11 protein-coding genes are annotated in these 15,330 nt (G+C 52.6%); 10 read left to right on the plus strand and 1 reads right to left on the minus strand.

Annotation, left to right across the window (positions count from 1 at the left end; genetic code table 11):
* Nucleotides 1-143 precede the first annotated feature (143 nt).
* The 10 genes from J2I47_RS21170 (at nt 144) to J2I47_RS21215 (ending at nt 12,040) form a co-directional block, all read left to right on the plus strand.
* On the plus strand, nt 144-1,574 hold the full coding sequence (locus J2I47_RS21170) for an aldehyde dehydrogenase family protein (protein WP_207366613.1): 1,431 nt from the start codon (nt 144-146) through the stop codon (nt 1,572-1,574).
* A gap of 155 nt (nt 1,575-1,729) precedes the next feature.
* Nucleotides 1,730-2,980 carry a carboxynorspermidine decarboxylase gene (gene nspC / locus J2I47_RS21175; protein WP_207366614.1) on the plus strand — a complete coding sequence of 417 codons (1,251 nt, stop codon included), beginning with the start codon at nt 1,730-1,732 and terminating at the stop codon, nt 2,978-2,980.
* 111 nt (nt 2,981-3,091) lie between these two features.
* Nucleotides 3,092-4,615, plus strand: a complete 1,524-nt coding sequence (gene amaB / locus J2I47_RS21180; protein ID WP_207366615.1) for an L-piperidine-6-carboxylate dehydrogenase — start codon at nt 3,092-3,094, stop codon at nt 4,613-4,615.
* A gap of 89 nt (nt 4,616-4,704) precedes the next feature.
* A complete protein-coding gene (locus J2I47_RS21185; protein ID WP_207366616.1) occupies nt 4,705-5,895 on the plus strand; it encodes a tyrosine-type recombinase/integrase in 1,191 nt (396 codons plus the stop codon).
* 624 nt (nt 5,896-6,519) lie between these two features.
* Complete coding sequence (locus J2I47_RS21190) at nt 6,520-7,026, plus strand: ester cyclase (protein WP_207366617.1); 507 nt, start codon at nt 6,520-6,522, stop codon at nt 7,024-7,026.
* A gap of 493 nt (nt 7,027-7,519) precedes the next feature.
* Nucleotides 7,520-7,957 (plus strand): hypothetical protein, encoded by a 438-nt coding sequence (locus tag J2I47_RS21195; RefSeq protein ID WP_207366618.1) that lies wholly within the window; start codon nt 7,520-7,522, stop codon nt 7,955-7,957.
* Nucleotides 7,958-8,393: 436 nt separating this feature from the next.
* Nucleotides 8,394-9,224 (plus strand): helix-turn-helix domain-containing protein, encoded by an 831-nt coding sequence (locus J2I47_RS21200; RefSeq protein ID WP_207366619.1) that lies wholly within the window; start codon nt 8,394-8,396, stop codon nt 9,222-9,224.
* A 77-nt stretch (nt 9,225-9,301) separates the two neighbouring features.
* Nucleotides 9,302-9,811 (plus strand): SgcJ/EcaC family oxidoreductase, encoded by a 510-nt coding sequence (locus J2I47_RS21205; protein ID WP_207366620.1) that lies wholly within the window; start codon nt 9,302-9,304, stop codon nt 9,809-9,811.
* 668 nt (nt 9,812-10,479) lie between these two features.
* On the plus strand, nt 10,480-11,160 hold the full coding sequence (locus J2I47_RS21210) for a HEPN domain-containing protein (protein WP_207366621.1): 681 nt from the start codon (nt 10,480-10,482) through the stop codon (nt 11,158-11,160).
* Nucleotides 11,161-11,590: 430 nt separating this feature from the next.
* Nucleotides 11,591-12,040 (plus strand): hypothetical protein, encoded by a 450-nt coding sequence (locus J2I47_RS21215; RefSeq protein ID WP_207366622.1) that lies wholly within the window; start codon nt 11,591-11,593, stop codon nt 12,038-12,040.
* A gap of 124 nt (nt 12,041-12,164) precedes the next feature.
* Here J2I47_RS21215 and J2I47_RS21220 read toward each other — a convergent pair whose 3' ends face one another.
* Nucleotides 12,165-15,329, minus strand: a complete 3,165-nt coding sequence (locus J2I47_RS21220) for a TonB-dependent receptor (protein WP_207366623.1) — start codon at nt 15,327-15,329, stop codon at nt 12,165-12,167.
* Between the last annotated feature and the right edge of the window lies 1 nt (nt 15,330).

Genomic DNA, 15,330 nt, shown 5'->3' on the forward strand with positions numbered 1-15,330 from the left:
CAGTAAATGGTTGGATTAAAAGAAATCCTGTCCATCCTGAAATCCTGCAAATCCTGTCCAAAATAGTCCGTATCAATCATAAAAATCCGCGGCCCCCTTTCTCTTTCTTTTTTCGTATTTTTCCTAAAAAATAGCTAACATATATGATCGCGCAGGATCCTCAAACCGACCAGAAAGCAACCATACGAGCGGCCTTTGACCGCCTCCGGCAAGGTGCGCAGGCAATGGCACTTACCACCGCCGCCGAACGCATCGAGCGCCTGAAACGTCTCCAAACCTGGATTGAGGCAAACAAAATCACGCTTTACAAAGCCATGTATGCCGATTTTCGGAAGCCGTCGGCCGAAGTGGATCTGGGTGAAATGGTGGGCCTGATGAGCGAACTGCGCTACATGATCAAGCACCTGAAACAGTGGATGCGGCCCCAACGCGTACCCACGCCCCTATCGATGGTGGGCACAAGCGGCTATTTGAAATACGAACCCAAAGGCGTGGTCCTCATCATTGCCCCCTGGAACTACCCGTTTGATCTGCTGATTGGCCCTCTGGCCACGGCCATTGCGGCGGGAAACGTCTGCATGCTAAAACCTTCCGAGCTAACGCCCCACACATCGGCTGTGATGAAACAGATGATTGCCGACCTATTTTCGCCCGACGAAGTGGTGCTGTTTGAAGGCGATGCCGACACGGCGCAGGCCATGCTGGAACTGCCGTTTAACCACATTTTCTTTACGGGCAGTCCCGCCCTGGGCAAGATCGTGATGACCGCCGCGGCTAAACACCTCGCTTCGGTGACGCTGGAATTGGGCGGCAAATCACCGTTTGTGGTCGACGAGACAGCCAACATCGTGAAGGCCGCCGAGATCCTGGCGTGGGCCAAGTTCTTCAACAACGGCCAGACCTGCATTGCGCCTGACTACCTGCTGGTGCATGAGTCGGTGAAGATTCCGCTGATTAACGAAGTCAAAAACGCCGTTGACCGCATGTATGGACCCGATGCGGCCACCCGCGCTGCTTCAGAGAGCTACGCCCGGATTGTGAACCCACGGCATTTTCAACGGGTGAAAGGCCTGATTGAAAACGCCGTAGCCAAGGGTGCCACCGTGCGCATGGGCGGACGCACCAACGCCGACGACAATTACATTGAACCCACCATGATCGACGGCGTAACCGACGAGATGACGATTATGCAGGACGAGATCTTTGGTCCTCTCCTGCCCGTGGTGAGCGTGAAAAACCTGGACGAAGCCCTGCGCCACATCAACAGCCGCGAGAAACCACTGGCGCTTTACCTGCACAGCCGCAAACAAAAAAACATCGACTACGTCATGGACCGCACCTCGGCGGGCGACACAGTCATTAACGATGCGCTGATCCACTTCACTCACGCCGAGCTGCCCTTTGGCGGGGTTAACAACAGCGGTATTGGCAGCTACCACGGCTACTTCGGTTTCCAGGAACTCTCGCACCGCCGGGGCGTCCTCCGCCGCGACTTCGGCACGATGAAATTCCTCTTCCCCCCATACACCAACCGGGTAAAGACGATCATGGGCTGGCTGGTGAAATACTTTTAATGAGTGAATGAGCGATTGAGTGAATAGTCTGGACTGCTGCGCGAGCGTTTCTTTCTATTGTCGTTACGTCAGAATAAATTAAAGAAACGCTCGCGCAGCAGTCCAGACTATTCACTCATTCACTCAATCGCTCATTCACTCATTAACTTTGCTCCATGACAACGACGCATGCCGCCCCACAGACGCGGCCTTTTGATATACATGCCGTGCCCTCGCCCTGTTTTGTGCTCGACGAGGCCAAACTCCGGAAGAATTTAGCGTTGATTGACGCCGTTCAGCGCGAAGCCGGGGTTACCATTATTCTGGCCCTGAAAGGCTTTTCCATGTTCAGCGCCTTTCCCCTTGTGCGCGAATACCTAAGCGGGGCCACGGCCAGCAGCCTCAACGAGATCAAGCTGGTGAACGAGTACATGCACGTACCCGCCCACGCCTACGTACCCGCCTACCGCGACGATGAGTTCGACGAGATCCTGGCCCGCAGCAGCCACGTCACCTTCAACTCGTGGAGTCAATGGGAACGGTTTAATGGAGGAAATGAGGAGAGGAGCGGTCCGCCGATGCGGAAAGGAGGAAAGGGGGCTTCGCGTGAATCTCTCTCCCCTTCCTCCTTTCCTCCATTAAACCTCTCCTCCCCCTCTTTCGGTATCCGCGTGAATCCGCAGTATTCGGAGGTGGCTACGGATATGTATAACCCCTGCGTGCCGGGGTCGCGGTTGGGTGTTACGCGCGATAAACTGCCCGATCAGTTGCCGGAGGGGTTGGAAGGATTGCATTTTCATACCCTCTGCGAAAACGATTCGTACACGCTGGAGCGCACCCTCACGGCGCTGGAAGAACGTTTCGGCGACCTACTGCACCAGGCCAAATGGGTGAATATGGGCGGCGGACACCTCATGACCCGCGAAGGCTACGATACGCAACACCTGATTGGCTTGCTGAAAGCATTCCGCGAAAAATACAACGTCGACATCATCATGGAGCCCGGTTCGGCTATTGCGTGGCAGACGGGTGTGCTGGTCAGCACCGTGCTCGATGTGTTCGACAGTCAGGGCATTGACGTGGCTATTCTGGATACCTCGTTTGCCGCCCACATGCCCGATACGCTGGAGATGCCCTACAAACCCATCATCCGCGACGCCTACCAGGAACCTGTAGCGGGCAAACCCACCTACCGTCTCGGCGGCATGACCTGCCTCGCCGGCGATTTCATGGGCGACTACTCCTTCGACGAACCCCTGAAGGTGGGCGACCGCATTGTGTTTGAGGATATGATTCACTACACGATGGTGAAAACAACCACCTTCAACGGCGTGGGCCTCCCCGCCATTGGTATCCACAAAGAAGACGGGTCGTTTAACCTGGTTAGGGAATATGGCTACGACAGTTTTAAAGATCGATTAAGTTAAAAGGAGGAATGGAGGAAGGAGGAAAGGAGGAACGGTTGCTGACGAGTCAGTATTGCTTTCGCGTCAGCAACCGTTCCTCCTTTCCTCCTTCCTCCATTCCTCCGCCCTTTTATGAACAACATCCTCCCCGTACCTCAGCAAAGCTCCAAGCCCGGCACCAGCACCGGTCAGCAGTTCTGGCATTCATCTGACAAAACCATCGACTCGTATTCGCCCGTCGATGGCAAGTTTATTGCCCGTGTCTATGCCACTACCCGCGCCGATTATGACCGCGTGGTGGAAACGGCACAGGCGGCGTTCAGGCAATGGCGACTGGTGCCCGCCCCCAAACGCGGCGACATTGTGCGGCAGATGGGCGACCAGTTTCGGCAGTACAAAAACGACCTGGGTCGCCTGGTGAGCTACGAAATGGGTAAATCCTTACAAGAGGGTCTGGGCGAAGTGCAGGAGATCATCGATATCTGCGATTTCGCCGTGGGGCAGTCGCGGCAGTTATATGGCCTCACCATGCACTCCGAGCGGCCCGCCCACCGGATGTATGAACAGTACCACCCGCTGGGCATTGTCGGCATCATTTCGGCGTTCAACTTTCCCGTCGCGGTCTGGTCGTGGAACGCCATGCTGGCCTTCGTGTGCGGCGACGTGTGTATCTGGAAACCGTCGGAGAAAACACCGCTGACGGCCCTCGCCTGTCAGCAGATTATCCAGGATGTGCTGCGCAACAACGACGTGCCCGAAGGCGTCTCGTGCCTCGTTTCGGGGGGGCGTGACGCAGGCGAGTGGCTGGCCCGCGACCCGCGCGTGGCACTGGTGTCGGCTACGGGCAGCACCCGCATGGGCAAGGCGGTGGGCGTGGCGGTGGCCGAACGCATGGGCCGGAGCTTGCTTGAACTGGGTGGCAACAACGCCATTATCGTGTCGCCCCATGCCGACCTCGACATTGCCATTCCGGCCATTGTCTTCGGCGCGGTAGGCACCGCCGGGCAACGCTGCACCACCACCCGCCGCCTGATCGTGCACGAAAGCATCCTGCCCGAACTGCGCACCCGACTGGCCCGCGCCTACGCCCAACTCCACATCGGTGACCCGCTGGAAATGGGTATCCACGTGGGTCCGCTGATCGACAAAGACGCGGTGTCGAGTTACCAGAAAGCGGTGACGGAGATCAAAGCGGCGGGCGGCAAATTCATTGTCGAGCCGGGCGTACTGGAAGGAGTTGGCTATGAGTCAGGCTGTTATGTGAAGCCCTGCGTGGCTGAGGCACAAAATCAGTGGCCGGTGGTGCAGCGCGAAACCTTCGCCCCCATCCTCTACGTCATGCCATACACCACCATCGACGAGGCCATTGCTCTGCAAAACGGCGTACCTCAGGGCCTGTCGTCGGCGATCTTCACGCTGAACCTCCGCGAAGCCGAGCAGTTTTTGTGCGTGGCCGGGTCCGACTGTGGCATTGCCAACGTGAACATCGGCACGTCGGGGGCCGAAATTGGCGGCGCGTTTGGCGGCGAAAAAGAAACCGGCGGTGGCCGCGAATCGGGCTCCGACGCCTGGAAAGCCTACATGCGCCGCCAAACCAACACCATCAATTACGGCACCACCATGCCGCTGGCGCAGGGCATCACGTTTGAGTTGTAGGTGAGTGAGAAGTAATAGGCAAGAACCAAGATGAGGTGAGCTATACCATTTTCTTGTTTCTTGCCTCTTATTTCTTGCTTCTATAGTACATGCTCACCATTTCTCTGGACCACCGCGACCCCGCCCTGCTCACTGTTACTTTCCCGACCGACCCCGTTGGCAACGACCTCATTGGGCAGGTACCGGGTCGCCAATGGAGTTACAGCCGCCGTTGCTGGACCGTACCCAACACCCGCGAGAGCATCGTGAAGATCGGCCAACTGTTTGGCAGATACTACTGCCGATTCGACGAAGCCGTGGTGCGGCTCTACAAACCCGATGCCACCCCCACCGAACTGGAACAGGCCACCAACCCCACATGGCCCCCTGCCCACGTTCCACCGACCAAACCGAAACCCTTTCGCCACGTTCCGCCCGACAGCGCGTTCAATCAGCACCCGGTCATCGTAGCCCTTTGCGAGACGCTGGTACGGCTGACCTACAGCTATAAAACGATCAAAAACTACCGGCAGGCCCTGATCGCGCTGATCCGGTATACCGACTCGAAACCCGTCGATACGCTCGATAAAGCTGCTTTTCAGACGTACCTGCTCTTCCTGATCCAGAAAAAACGCTTCAGCCCATCCACTATCAACGTGCATATCAATGCGTGGAAATTCTATCAAGAGAAAGTGCTTGGCCGCGATAAGACCTATTACGATGTGCAGTACCCACGCCTCCCCACTAAGCTCCCCACGGTCTACAGCGTGGGCGAAGTAAAGGCCATTTTCGCCGCCACCACCAGCTTGAAATACCGGACATTGTTCAAGCTCGTCTACGCCACCGGCCTGCGCCTGAGCGAAGTAGCCCACCTGCGCCTTGTTGACATCGACCGCGTCCGGCGGCTCATTATGGTACGCAGCGGTAAAGGCAAAAAAGACCGCGTAGTCATGCTTACGGAAAAATTGGAGGCCACGATTAATGTGTATCTGATTATTTATGACCCGCAGGTGTATTTGTTTGAAAACAATGAACCCCGCCACGGTAACGTGGCAGAGCCACTTTGGGAACGAACAATTCAACGGGCCTACAGTCTTGCCACACACACGGCGGGGATTCAGAAACGAGGTGGTATTCATGCCTTACGCCACAGTTTTGCCACGCACATGCTGGAGGCAGGCTACGACATTCGCTACATTCAGCAGTTGCTCGGCCATAGCAGTATCCTGACCACGATGCGCTACACCCATGTGACGGCTCATAAGATTAGTACCCTCAAGAGTCCATTAGACGATCTGTAGTCGGCACATGCCTCCGTAGCATAGTCCGCAGTTTCGTTTGGCTAAAAAACTTGCTTTTCAATACGTAGCCTTTCGTATAGCCAATCACGGTAAGCTTGTTGTGCCGAACTGTTCCCCTTGAGTCATAGCGATACAGGTTACTGTCATTGGCAAAAAAATAGTCTGGGTACCCCTCAATGTCCCACACACGCAGTAGCTGATTGTGTAGGCTGATATGTTGACTCATAGTAGTTGCAAAAGTTCGGTGGTATGAGTATGCTTGCAGACTGGCTCGGCAGCTAACCGCTTGTGGAGCGTTTGTCCCGACAAAGCTACGCTCAATTAATGATAACAAGCTCATTATCAACACAGTGTCATTAATTGAGTTGACGTACAATAATATGTTGGGTGCTGTCAATGCCGTTTGGCTTGTGCGTGTTCCGTCGCGTGTGTGACAGGTTGCACGTCCCGCAGCCGTCCGGTGGTCCGTCAGGGCAGTCGCGTTCGACAAGCCAAACGCCGGATTAGGCAAGTTTGGGCTTCCATTTCGGCGGCTCTGGCGACAAGGCGAACGCCCCCGTTAGGTAGGTTGGGACAAGACTCGGTAAAAGAAGCATACAACAATAACTAACAAAAACACTTTCTATGGCAACTATCTTTCAGGTTCTGACTTTCAGACTTATCGCTGTCGTATTAGGTTACTTTTTGTATTTACCTACTTTTGGACAAGATGCCACATTGCCAAATGCCAATAAGAAAACAATTGCCACGTATTTTGACGAGGGTATCAATCCCCAAAAGATGAACCGCATCAGGGAGTTCTTTGCATCAGACTACATTTGGCATCGCATGAACGGAACCGACGTTCGTAGCAGCCAGGATAGTTCGCATATTTCTATGTTAAGATTCCTGTACAAAGCCATCCCTGACATTCATTACACAATTGATAATGTAGTAGCCGAAGGCGATATGGTTGCCGTTAATTCAAGTGTTACAGGTACTGCCAAGAGTGAAATGTTTGGGTTTCCAGCCGCTGAAAAGAAAGTTCGCTTCAAACAAATGTTCTTCTTTCGGTTTGCCAACGACAAGATAACTGAAGAATGGGAGGTCGTTGACGTGGATGGCCTCAAAGCTCAGTTAGGAAAGCGATAATTAGGTGCTGCTCACAAAGCGGAAAGTGCGTTGTTGCCCGCTCCGCGCTGCCGTCGTTCGGGCGACAGGCCGCACGTCCCGAAGTCGAGTTTCAGCCCAACTCAAACAGGGGTGTAAAGGTTTCAAGTTGCTGTTTTTCAGTCGAGTAGCTTCCTCATCCATCAACCCCTGTGGGTGTTGGGCGGGGCCAGCCAGAAAAGGGCTTGGGCGTGGGCCTCAGGCGTGTGACTGGCCGTACGCCTGTGGAGACGTCGGGTTGGTCCGTTGCCCGCTTCCGTGTGACAAAGCGCACGCCTGAGTAAGGCAAGTGGAGGGCTTCCAGGTCCATCGCTCCGTTGACAGAGGGTAGGCCTGATTTGGGCAAGTTGGGCTTAAAAACCGGGTTTCGCGTGACAAAGGGTACAGCCTTAAATAGAGGGTTGAAAGTATTGAACTAGGGATTGACGCTGTGCTTTCTAATAGCTCAGAAAGCCCTCAATAAATCAAAACTTACATGAAGACTAAATGGTGGGAAAAAGAGCTTGCTACTAAATCACAAGTCGCATTTTTTCTGCTTTGTGTGATCGCATTTTTCTTAACTTTTGAATACGTTAAAAAGCAAAGCAGGGAAAAGGAATTTGCACAGTGTAGTCGCTTTACGATTGCCAAAGTGGATCGTTTGAAGTACCGTAAACTCCGTTATGAAATTATTTATTCGTTTTCCATTAATGAGAAGCAAATTGAATATGACGACCGTACCGGTCCTAACGATACAGGTGATTGGTTAAGTCAAAAACCTGACAGTCTGCGACATCGTCGTTTTTGGGTACAGTTGGATTGTGGTGATCCCAAGACGCATAAGCTCCTATGGGATTATCGAGTACCCGATAGTGTGAGTTTCATACCTAAAGAGGGTTGGAAAACGCTGCCAACCTATGCTTTGAAGAAATAAATGAACCTTATTTGAAATCGAGGCATGTGGCTTTAGATTGTGTTTTGGTTCACAATAAAGATGTAGCTTGGTAGAGCCGTTTTTCGCTCCGCGCTGCCATCGTTCCGTTGACAGGTTGCTCGCCTGCGAAGCGAAGACTTGGCTCCCAACCGTCGGGGGGTGTAAAGGCTCCTTCGTCGCCATCAGCCCCCCGGGTCGTTGGGCGGAAATTCAATAAGTGCTTTCGGGGTGGGTCTGTGCGACAGGCCGTACGTCCCACAGAGGTCGGGGTTTAGCTTCCATTTCCAACTTTCGGTCGACAAGCCGAACGCCCCGGTTAGGCAGGTTAGACAAAGCGGTTTTGTTACGGTGTTTACTGTTTCGCCCGTGTACGGGTTGCATAAACGGATATAAAGTATCTTCGATAAAGTACAGCTTTTCATCTAACTTGAGGACGATGTTCATTCGGTTCTATCCACCTAAACCCTTTCTCGCCAGCTTTATAAAAGGCTATCAAATTGTGCATGTCCAGTCTCCCGCTGGCTTGTCTTTGCCAACGCATCCATTTCCTCCTCATGCGGTACAGAACCTATCGTTCTATCCACGCAATCCAATCGAAGTCTTTCATTACGGCACCCGTCAGACAGCCACCGCGCCCAGTTGCGTCATTGTTGGTCCACAGATTTCGCGAGTTGACCTGACGATGGGACCAGACTTGTTAATCATAGCTACCTTTTTTGAACCCGGTGGCTTACACCGACTGCTCGGTATTCCCATGTATGAACTCCTGGATCAAGCCTTAGATGCCTCTCTGCTTTGGAACGCCCAGATTCGCCAAGTCGATCAACAACTGCGAGAAACGACCGACTACAATCAGATGCAGCAGATTGTCGAAGCTTTTTTAGTCCGTCGACTACAGCAAAAACAGGTCGAGAAGCACCCTATTGATGCGGCATTCCGGATGTTGGAAGATCCAACTCGTCCCGCATCCCTGGATTATTTGGCAAGTCAAGCCTGTCTAAGCCCTCGACAGTTTGAGCGAAAATTCTATGAGCGCTTGGGGCTGGGTCTCAAAACCTTCACGCGACAGGTGCGCTTTAGCAAAGCCGTTCGCTTAAAAGAACAGCATCCAGACATGGACTGGTTGGAGGTGGCTCTGTGCTGTGGTTACTATGATCTGTCCCATATGCGTCGGGACTTTACCAAGTTTGCGGGTGCTACCCCAACCCTTCTCTTGCAGCAAGAAACCCATACGATCGTTCGGCCTTACACGTCCCACAATTTTTAGCGATAAACATGTCGTTTTTGTACCCCTATTAGCTACCGGAACCGGGTATGTTTGTGCTAATCAAACCTCGATCAAGTATGAAACATCTGCTAATAGTTTGTATGTATGTTCTTTTGGCAACCAAGCTGTTTGCCCAAAACAACAGAACCGATGAAGCGGCCATTAAACAGGTCATCAAGCAACAAGAAGCCGCCTGGAACAGGCATGATTGGGAAGCGTTCAGCGGTTATTTTACGGATGATGGGACGTTGATAAATTTTGTGGGGCAATTTTGGAAAGGCAGGAATGACATCGTTGAACATTTCAAGCTTCTGGGTGATTGTTGCCTGTCCCCTACTTCCTTAAAGTTTGAATTTAAGAGTGCCAAGTTTCTTACACCAAACATTGCCGTGGTTTATATTGAAGAAACACTTATAGCTGATAGAGACTATGATGTGCCATTCCGCCATTATAAAAAAGGAGAAACAGATTACAAGATGGTGACAGATGTTTTTGTTAAGACAAACAATGAATGGAGAGTCACTGCCGCACAGCTTACGCTTATTAACCAAATCGTTTCACCTCATAATTCATCGGATAAACATTGACATTGAGAAATATGGACGCACAACAAGTCATTTGCAATAGCATGGTTGGACGGGAAGCACTTATGTGCAAATCGTTGGGGTCGGCAGGTTAGACTTCTCGAAGATTAGGTTTTAGGCTTCCATTTCCGGATTCCATGTGACAGTTTGAACGCCCGGACAGGCCAAGTTTAGGTTTATGGGCCAGCGTCCCAGCGACAGGGTGCACGTCTCGACAGCCGAGGTTTGACAAGGCTCGGTACAAAAGATTGACCTTGCGTTATTGAGCTTCGCCAATCGGTAAAAAAGTTTGGCACTGCGTTATTGTCCGCTCCGCGTGGGCGGGCTTCCGGCGACAGGCCGCACGTCCCGAAGTTGAGTTTCAACCCAACGAAAACAGGGGTGTAAAGGTTGCAAGCCTCTCGCGTTCAGTGAGTTTGCGTCATCATCCATCAACCCCTGTGGGTGTTGGGCGGAGCTAGCAATCAAAAGGGCTTGAGTGTGTTCTAGCTTTCGCGCGACAGGTTGCACGCCTGTGGAGCCGTTGGGTGGTCCGTTAGTGCAGTTCCGGCTGACGGTTCGCACGCCTGAGTGGGTCAAATTGAGGGCTTCAAAGTCCATCACTTCGTTGACAGTACGCACGCCGAGATGAGGAAAAAGGCTGTTAATTTGATAAATGACAAAGTTTAACAATGGAAAATCGTAAGCTGAAAACGTTGAGTTTGTCAGCAAGACAAGGTCAACTGGTAATCTCCTACTTTATCAACGGATACGCGGATTATTTGGGGGCAAGAACCCTTTTAGTAAATGGATTGCTCTTACAAGGAGCTGTATTAGCAAATACCTCAATAGAAAAATATTTCAAAGGCATGTTAACCGCAGTTAACGTTCCTGTACCCCGTAGACACGATATTTCAACAAAAAAGTACGGTAACACGATAAAAAGCCACTATAGAAGATTGTACAGTCTTATCAACTGGGAGTTTATAAAATTCACTTCAGAAGCTTATAGGACAAGGTATTTAGATGACCTGAAAGCGGGATATTCCATTGCAATCGTACGATTGAAAACTTTAGCGGAGTTGGATTTTACAATTTGCAGTATTGAGGAGAGTTTTAGAGTAGGCGATACAGACAAGCCCAATCGATACAGGGCCGACATAGCAAGTAACGAATTACTGCTTCACAATCTAAATTACTACTTGCTTAAACATGACAAAACCCATTTTATTGAGCAGTTGGATAACGTGATTCAGTTTGGCATTATTGAACCAAATATTTCATTTCAGCTAAATTATTTGACCAAGGATGTAAAAAATGACGGTAAATTTCTGTACAAAGGAGTTAGTTCAAGTGAATCTGATCTACTCTGAGGCCAATTATATGTTTCACACCTTCCCTAAATGAGGAAAAGGCCACTAATTTTACAGATGTGATTAAAGTTAGGTCAGAGATAAAGTAGAAGTCGCTCCGCGCTACCATCTATCTGGAGTTGAGAACGCTACCAGCCGCGCATTTAACCGATGAGATCAACAATCGCGAGATTAGTTTCAAAGGCATTGAACAGTCCTATTATTTTGAGGGCTACCGTAAAGAGAACGATGAGCTGTAGCTCCGTTTTCTCACGATCACTGTTAGCCTTAATTTGTTGCTGGTCAATTAGTTATGTTGCCTGTCAAAGCTGAGGGCGGAACTGCCAGGACTTCCGTATTTCGCTCATAAGTGGGCAATTGGTTAAACCCCCAAGTTGGGCAGGTTCGAGAGAAATGTTATTTGACAAGAAATAGAAAACAGGGTCAAGCTATGCACAAGGCACAAATTCCGAATCCTGCGCTACGTGAGCTTAGCCAACTTGTTGGCGAGTGGAAAACCGTTGGTACCCATCCCTCACTTCCGAACAAAACGTTAACCGGAAAATCATCATTCAGTTGGATCGAGGGTGGTGCTTTCCTGCGCTGGTACTCAGAAATGGATGAGGATGGTTTTCCGGCTGGTATTGCCATCTTCGGCAGTGACGATGCCACCGGAGCACAGTTCATGCTCTACTTTGACGAGCGGAAAATTTCAAGAAAGTACGAGGTTGCCATTGATAATAACGTTGTGAGGTGGTGGCGAAATACACCCGATTTTTCGCAACGCTACTCCTTGACCATTACAGACAATGGTAAAACCATAATCAGCAAAGGTGAACTGTGTGACGATGGCACAACATGGAAAAGCGATTTGAATCAGACATTTACACGTATTGAGTAAGGCTGCCGGGCAACAAGAAGCGCGTTTCCGAAGCAACGTTTTCACTCCACCGGCGCCTTCTTCACACAAAAGGGGCCGCTACACGATGCAGCGGCCCCTTTTGTGTGAAGAAAAGGTGTTCGACTCAGAATGAATAGCGCATGCCAAACTGCATCCGCCAGCGCGAGATGAGTTGGGTGTCGTTGAAGAACGTGCTTTTCTGGTTAGCATCGAAGCTGTAGACCACGGCACCCGTCTTGACATCGGTGGCCGCACCCAGCGGCTGGGCCAGGCCGGTGTAGGAGGCAATCTGCCGCACACCCCAGTTGCTGTTGAGCAGGTTGCCGAAGTTGAGTACGTCGAGGCTGAACTGGATGGCGTGGGCATTTTTCAGGCGTAGGTCCTGCATCAGGCGCAGGTCGAGGGTTGAGAACCAGGGGGTCGTTGAGGCAAATTTGCCCGCCACTTCGCCGCGGTGGCTACTGAGGTAATCGTCTTGCTGAATGTATTGTTCCAGGCCGGCCCGCTGGGCAGCCTGCGCGGCATCATCGCCCGAAAACTTCATCTGCCCTACCTGCGCGGCGGTTGGTATGTACATCAGGTCATTGTCGAAGGCTCCGTCGTTGTTGATGTCGCCACCGTAGGTGAAGCTAAACCGGCTCCCTTCGGCGTATTCGGCCACGCCCGACACCGTGGTGGCCCAACGGCCGCCGTTGCCATAGACAAACCGCTTCGAGAGCGACCCCACAAACCGGTGGCGGTTGCCGTAGTACGACGGCCCGGCCACAGCCTGATTCACGTTGCCGTAGGCGGGGTTGCGGGCGTAGGCATCCGATGAGATTTCGGCGCTCAGCGACGAGGCATCCTGCGCGTTCAGGTAGTTGTAGGCCCCGCTGAAAAAGAAGCCGTTCTGAAACGACCGCTGCACCTGAATACTGGCGTTGAAGGTGTAGCCCAGGCTGGTATTGGTGAACACGTAGGCATCATTCTGCGCTTTGTCGCTAGCCTGATAGTACGGACGACTGTCGGGCGTGTTCAGTTTGCCGGTGGGTTTGTTCAGACCGTAGTTGCGCACAATCATGGCGTTTATGTCCTTGTTATACAGCACATCGACAGAGGTAGTCCAGCCGTTGGCGAACTTGTGGTCGTAGCCCAGGCTGCTTTTCCACACCTGCGGGAACCGGAAATCGGGCGAGGTGGTGCAGTAGAAGAAGAAGTTGGGGTTGGCTACCTGGTTGCCGATCCACACAAATGGGAAGCGGCCCGTAAACACGCCCGTGCCACCGCGCAGTTTTTGTTTGCCGTCGCCTTTCAGGTCATAGTTGAAGCCCACACGAGGCGAGAACAACGGTGCCGTGGTGGGTAATTCGAGCGAGTTAAGCTTGACAGTCTGACCGTTTTCGTTGAAGTACGTCCGGTCGGGGAAGTAGCAACAGTTACGGTCTGGGCTAATATTTTCCCGAATCTTGTCCTGGGTGTTGAAATACATCGGCAGGTCTACTTTTAGGCCGTAGGTCAAAACCAGTTTCTGCGTGGCCTGCCATTCGTCCTGCGCATACAGGCCCAGCTGACCCACGTTTGTTTCGGCCAGTGCCCACTTGCCCGCCGCGAAGGTGGCTTGGGCCCCGGCCACCGCGTCTTTGAAGTAAGTGTCTTTGCCATTGAAATCCTGGCCGTAAGGAACCGTGTTGTTGGCCGTTTTAATAAAATCGGCAACGGAAGCAAACTCAGGCCCAAACACGCCCGCATAGGCCCCTAGGTTAAACGAGTTGCCGAAGCTGAATTTCTCGAAGCTGCCGCCCAGCGTCAGCGTGTGCTTGCCCGCGTAGATGTTAAAGTTGTCGGTAATCTGCGTTACATCCTGCGTAAGGCGGTTGTTGATCGAAAACGGCTCGTGCCCGGCCACGATGTACCGCACGCCGTCTTTACCAATGTTGATGGTCGGAAACGGCGACGAAAACGGGTCGCGGGTGTCGCGGAAGGCCGTATAGCCCACCTGCAACTTGTTGGCGTAGCGCCCGTTGAAGTTCGAGTTCAGTTCCAGAATGCCGCCGTTCAGCTTGTTGTTGATCCGGTAGCCCGACGTGTAATATTGCAGCGTCAGGAAGTCCGGCCCGCGCCGACCAATGGCCGAGGGGTTGGCGGGCAGATCGCGGCTGGCGTCGAGGAAGTTGTACATGAACGACAGCTTGTGCACCCGGTTGATGTTCCAGTCCAGTTTCAGAATGCCCTTGCTGTTCTGCGTCTTGTGAGTAAAGTTTTCGTAGGCACCCGGATCGTAGCCATAGAGTGTTTTCAGCGTATTGGCCACCAGATCGAGATCAGCCGCCGCTACCCGCGACACGTTGGCGCCCGTCAGGCCAGGGCGACTAGCCACCCAACCCGCCGTACCCAGGTCAGACCGCCGGTCGAACTCGGCGTTGACAAAGAAAAACAGTTTGTTTTTGATGATCGGCCCGCCCACACTAAAGCCAAACTGGTCCTGGCTGGAACTGGGCACGGTGATGTCGGTACCCTTTATACGTTTGCCCGTCAGGTCCTGATTTCGGGAGAAGACAAAGGCCGTACCGTGCAGTTGGTTGGTGCCCGATTTTGTCACGGCGTTGATACCCGCACCGGTGAAGCCCGCCTGCGTCACGTCGTAGGGCGAGAGGGCCACCTGCACCTGCTCAATGGCGTCGAGCGAAACGGGTTGCGCATCAGCCTGCCCACCCGGCGTGGCAGCGTCGAGGCCAAAGGGGTTGACGAAAATGGCCCCGTTCAGCGCAAAGTTGTTAAACCGGCTGTTGCGCCCCCCAAACGACCCGTCGCCACCCGACATGGGCGTCAGGCGGGTGTAGTCGAACACCGACCGCTTGATGGTAGGCAGTGTACGCAACTGTTCTGAGCCAATGTTGGTGCTGGCCCCGGTACGGTTGCTGCTCATCACGTCACCAGAGGCAGCCCGAACGGTCACCGTTTGCAGGGTCGATGATTCACTACGCAGCGAGACGTTGAGCGGCAACCGCTGCCCCAACACTAGCGACACATTGTCGATGGTCTCGGTCTTGTAACCTACGTAAGTAATAGTGACCAGATAAGGTCCGCCCACGCGCATGTTTGGAATGGTGAACCGTCCCTCTTCGCGGGTGACACCGCCATACTGTGTACCCGTAGGTTGATGCGTAGCCTGAACAGTGGCTCCCAACAACGGCTGATTAGTTTCAGCGTCTATGATCTGGCCTGCAATAGAGGCCGTAGTGACCTGCCCGATGGCAGCGGTCAGGCACAAAAAGAGTGCCGCTATACTTAATAAAAATACCCGTAGCATA

It is taken from the genome of Fibrella rubiginis (genome assembly GCF_017353185.1).
In the GTDB taxonomy this organism is placed as follows: Bacteria; Bacteroidota; Bacteroidia; order Cytophagales; family Spirosomataceae; genus Fibrella; species Fibrella rubiginis.

Coding starts and splice junctions, on each gene's coding strand:
- J2I47_RS21205 (WP_207366620.1), top strand. CDS start 9,302: ATGAAACATCTGCTAATAGTTTGTATGTATGTTCTTTTGGCAACCAAG.
- nspC (WP_207366614.1), top strand. CDS start 1,730: ATGACAACGACGCATGCCGCCCCACAGACGCGGCCTTTTGATATACAT.
- J2I47_RS21210 (WP_207366621.1), top strand. CDS start 10,480: ATGGAAAATCGTAAGCTGAAAACGTTGAGTTTGTCAGCAAGACAAGGT.
- amaB (WP_207366615.1), top strand. CDS start 3,092: ATGAACAACATCCTCCCCGTACCTCAGCAAAGCTCCAAGCCCGGCACC.
- J2I47_RS21215 (WP_207366622.1), top strand. CDS start 11,591: ATGCACAAGGCACAAATTCCGAATCCTGCGCTACGTGAGCTTAGCCAA.
- J2I47_RS21220 (WP_207366623.1), bottom strand. CDS start 15,329: ATGCTACGGGTATTTTTATTAAGTATAGCGGCACTCTTTTTGTGCCTG.
- J2I47_RS21170 (WP_207366613.1), top strand. CDS start 144: ATGATCGCGCAGGATCCTCAAACCGACCAGAAAGCAACCATACGAGCG.
- J2I47_RS21200 (WP_207366619.1), top strand. CDS start 8,394: ATGTTCATTCGGTTCTATCCACCTAAACCCTTTCTCGCCAGCTTTATA.
- J2I47_RS21190 (WP_207366617.1), top strand. CDS start 6,520: ATGGCAACTATCTTTCAGGTTCTGACTTTCAGACTTATCGCTGTCGTA.
- J2I47_RS21185 (WP_207366616.1), top strand. CDS start 4,705: ATGCTCACCATTTCTCTGGACCACCGCGACCCCGCCCTGCTCACTGTT.
- J2I47_RS21195 (WP_207366618.1), top strand. CDS start 7,520: ATGAAGACTAAATGGTGGGAAAAAGAGCTTGCTACTAAATCACAAGTC.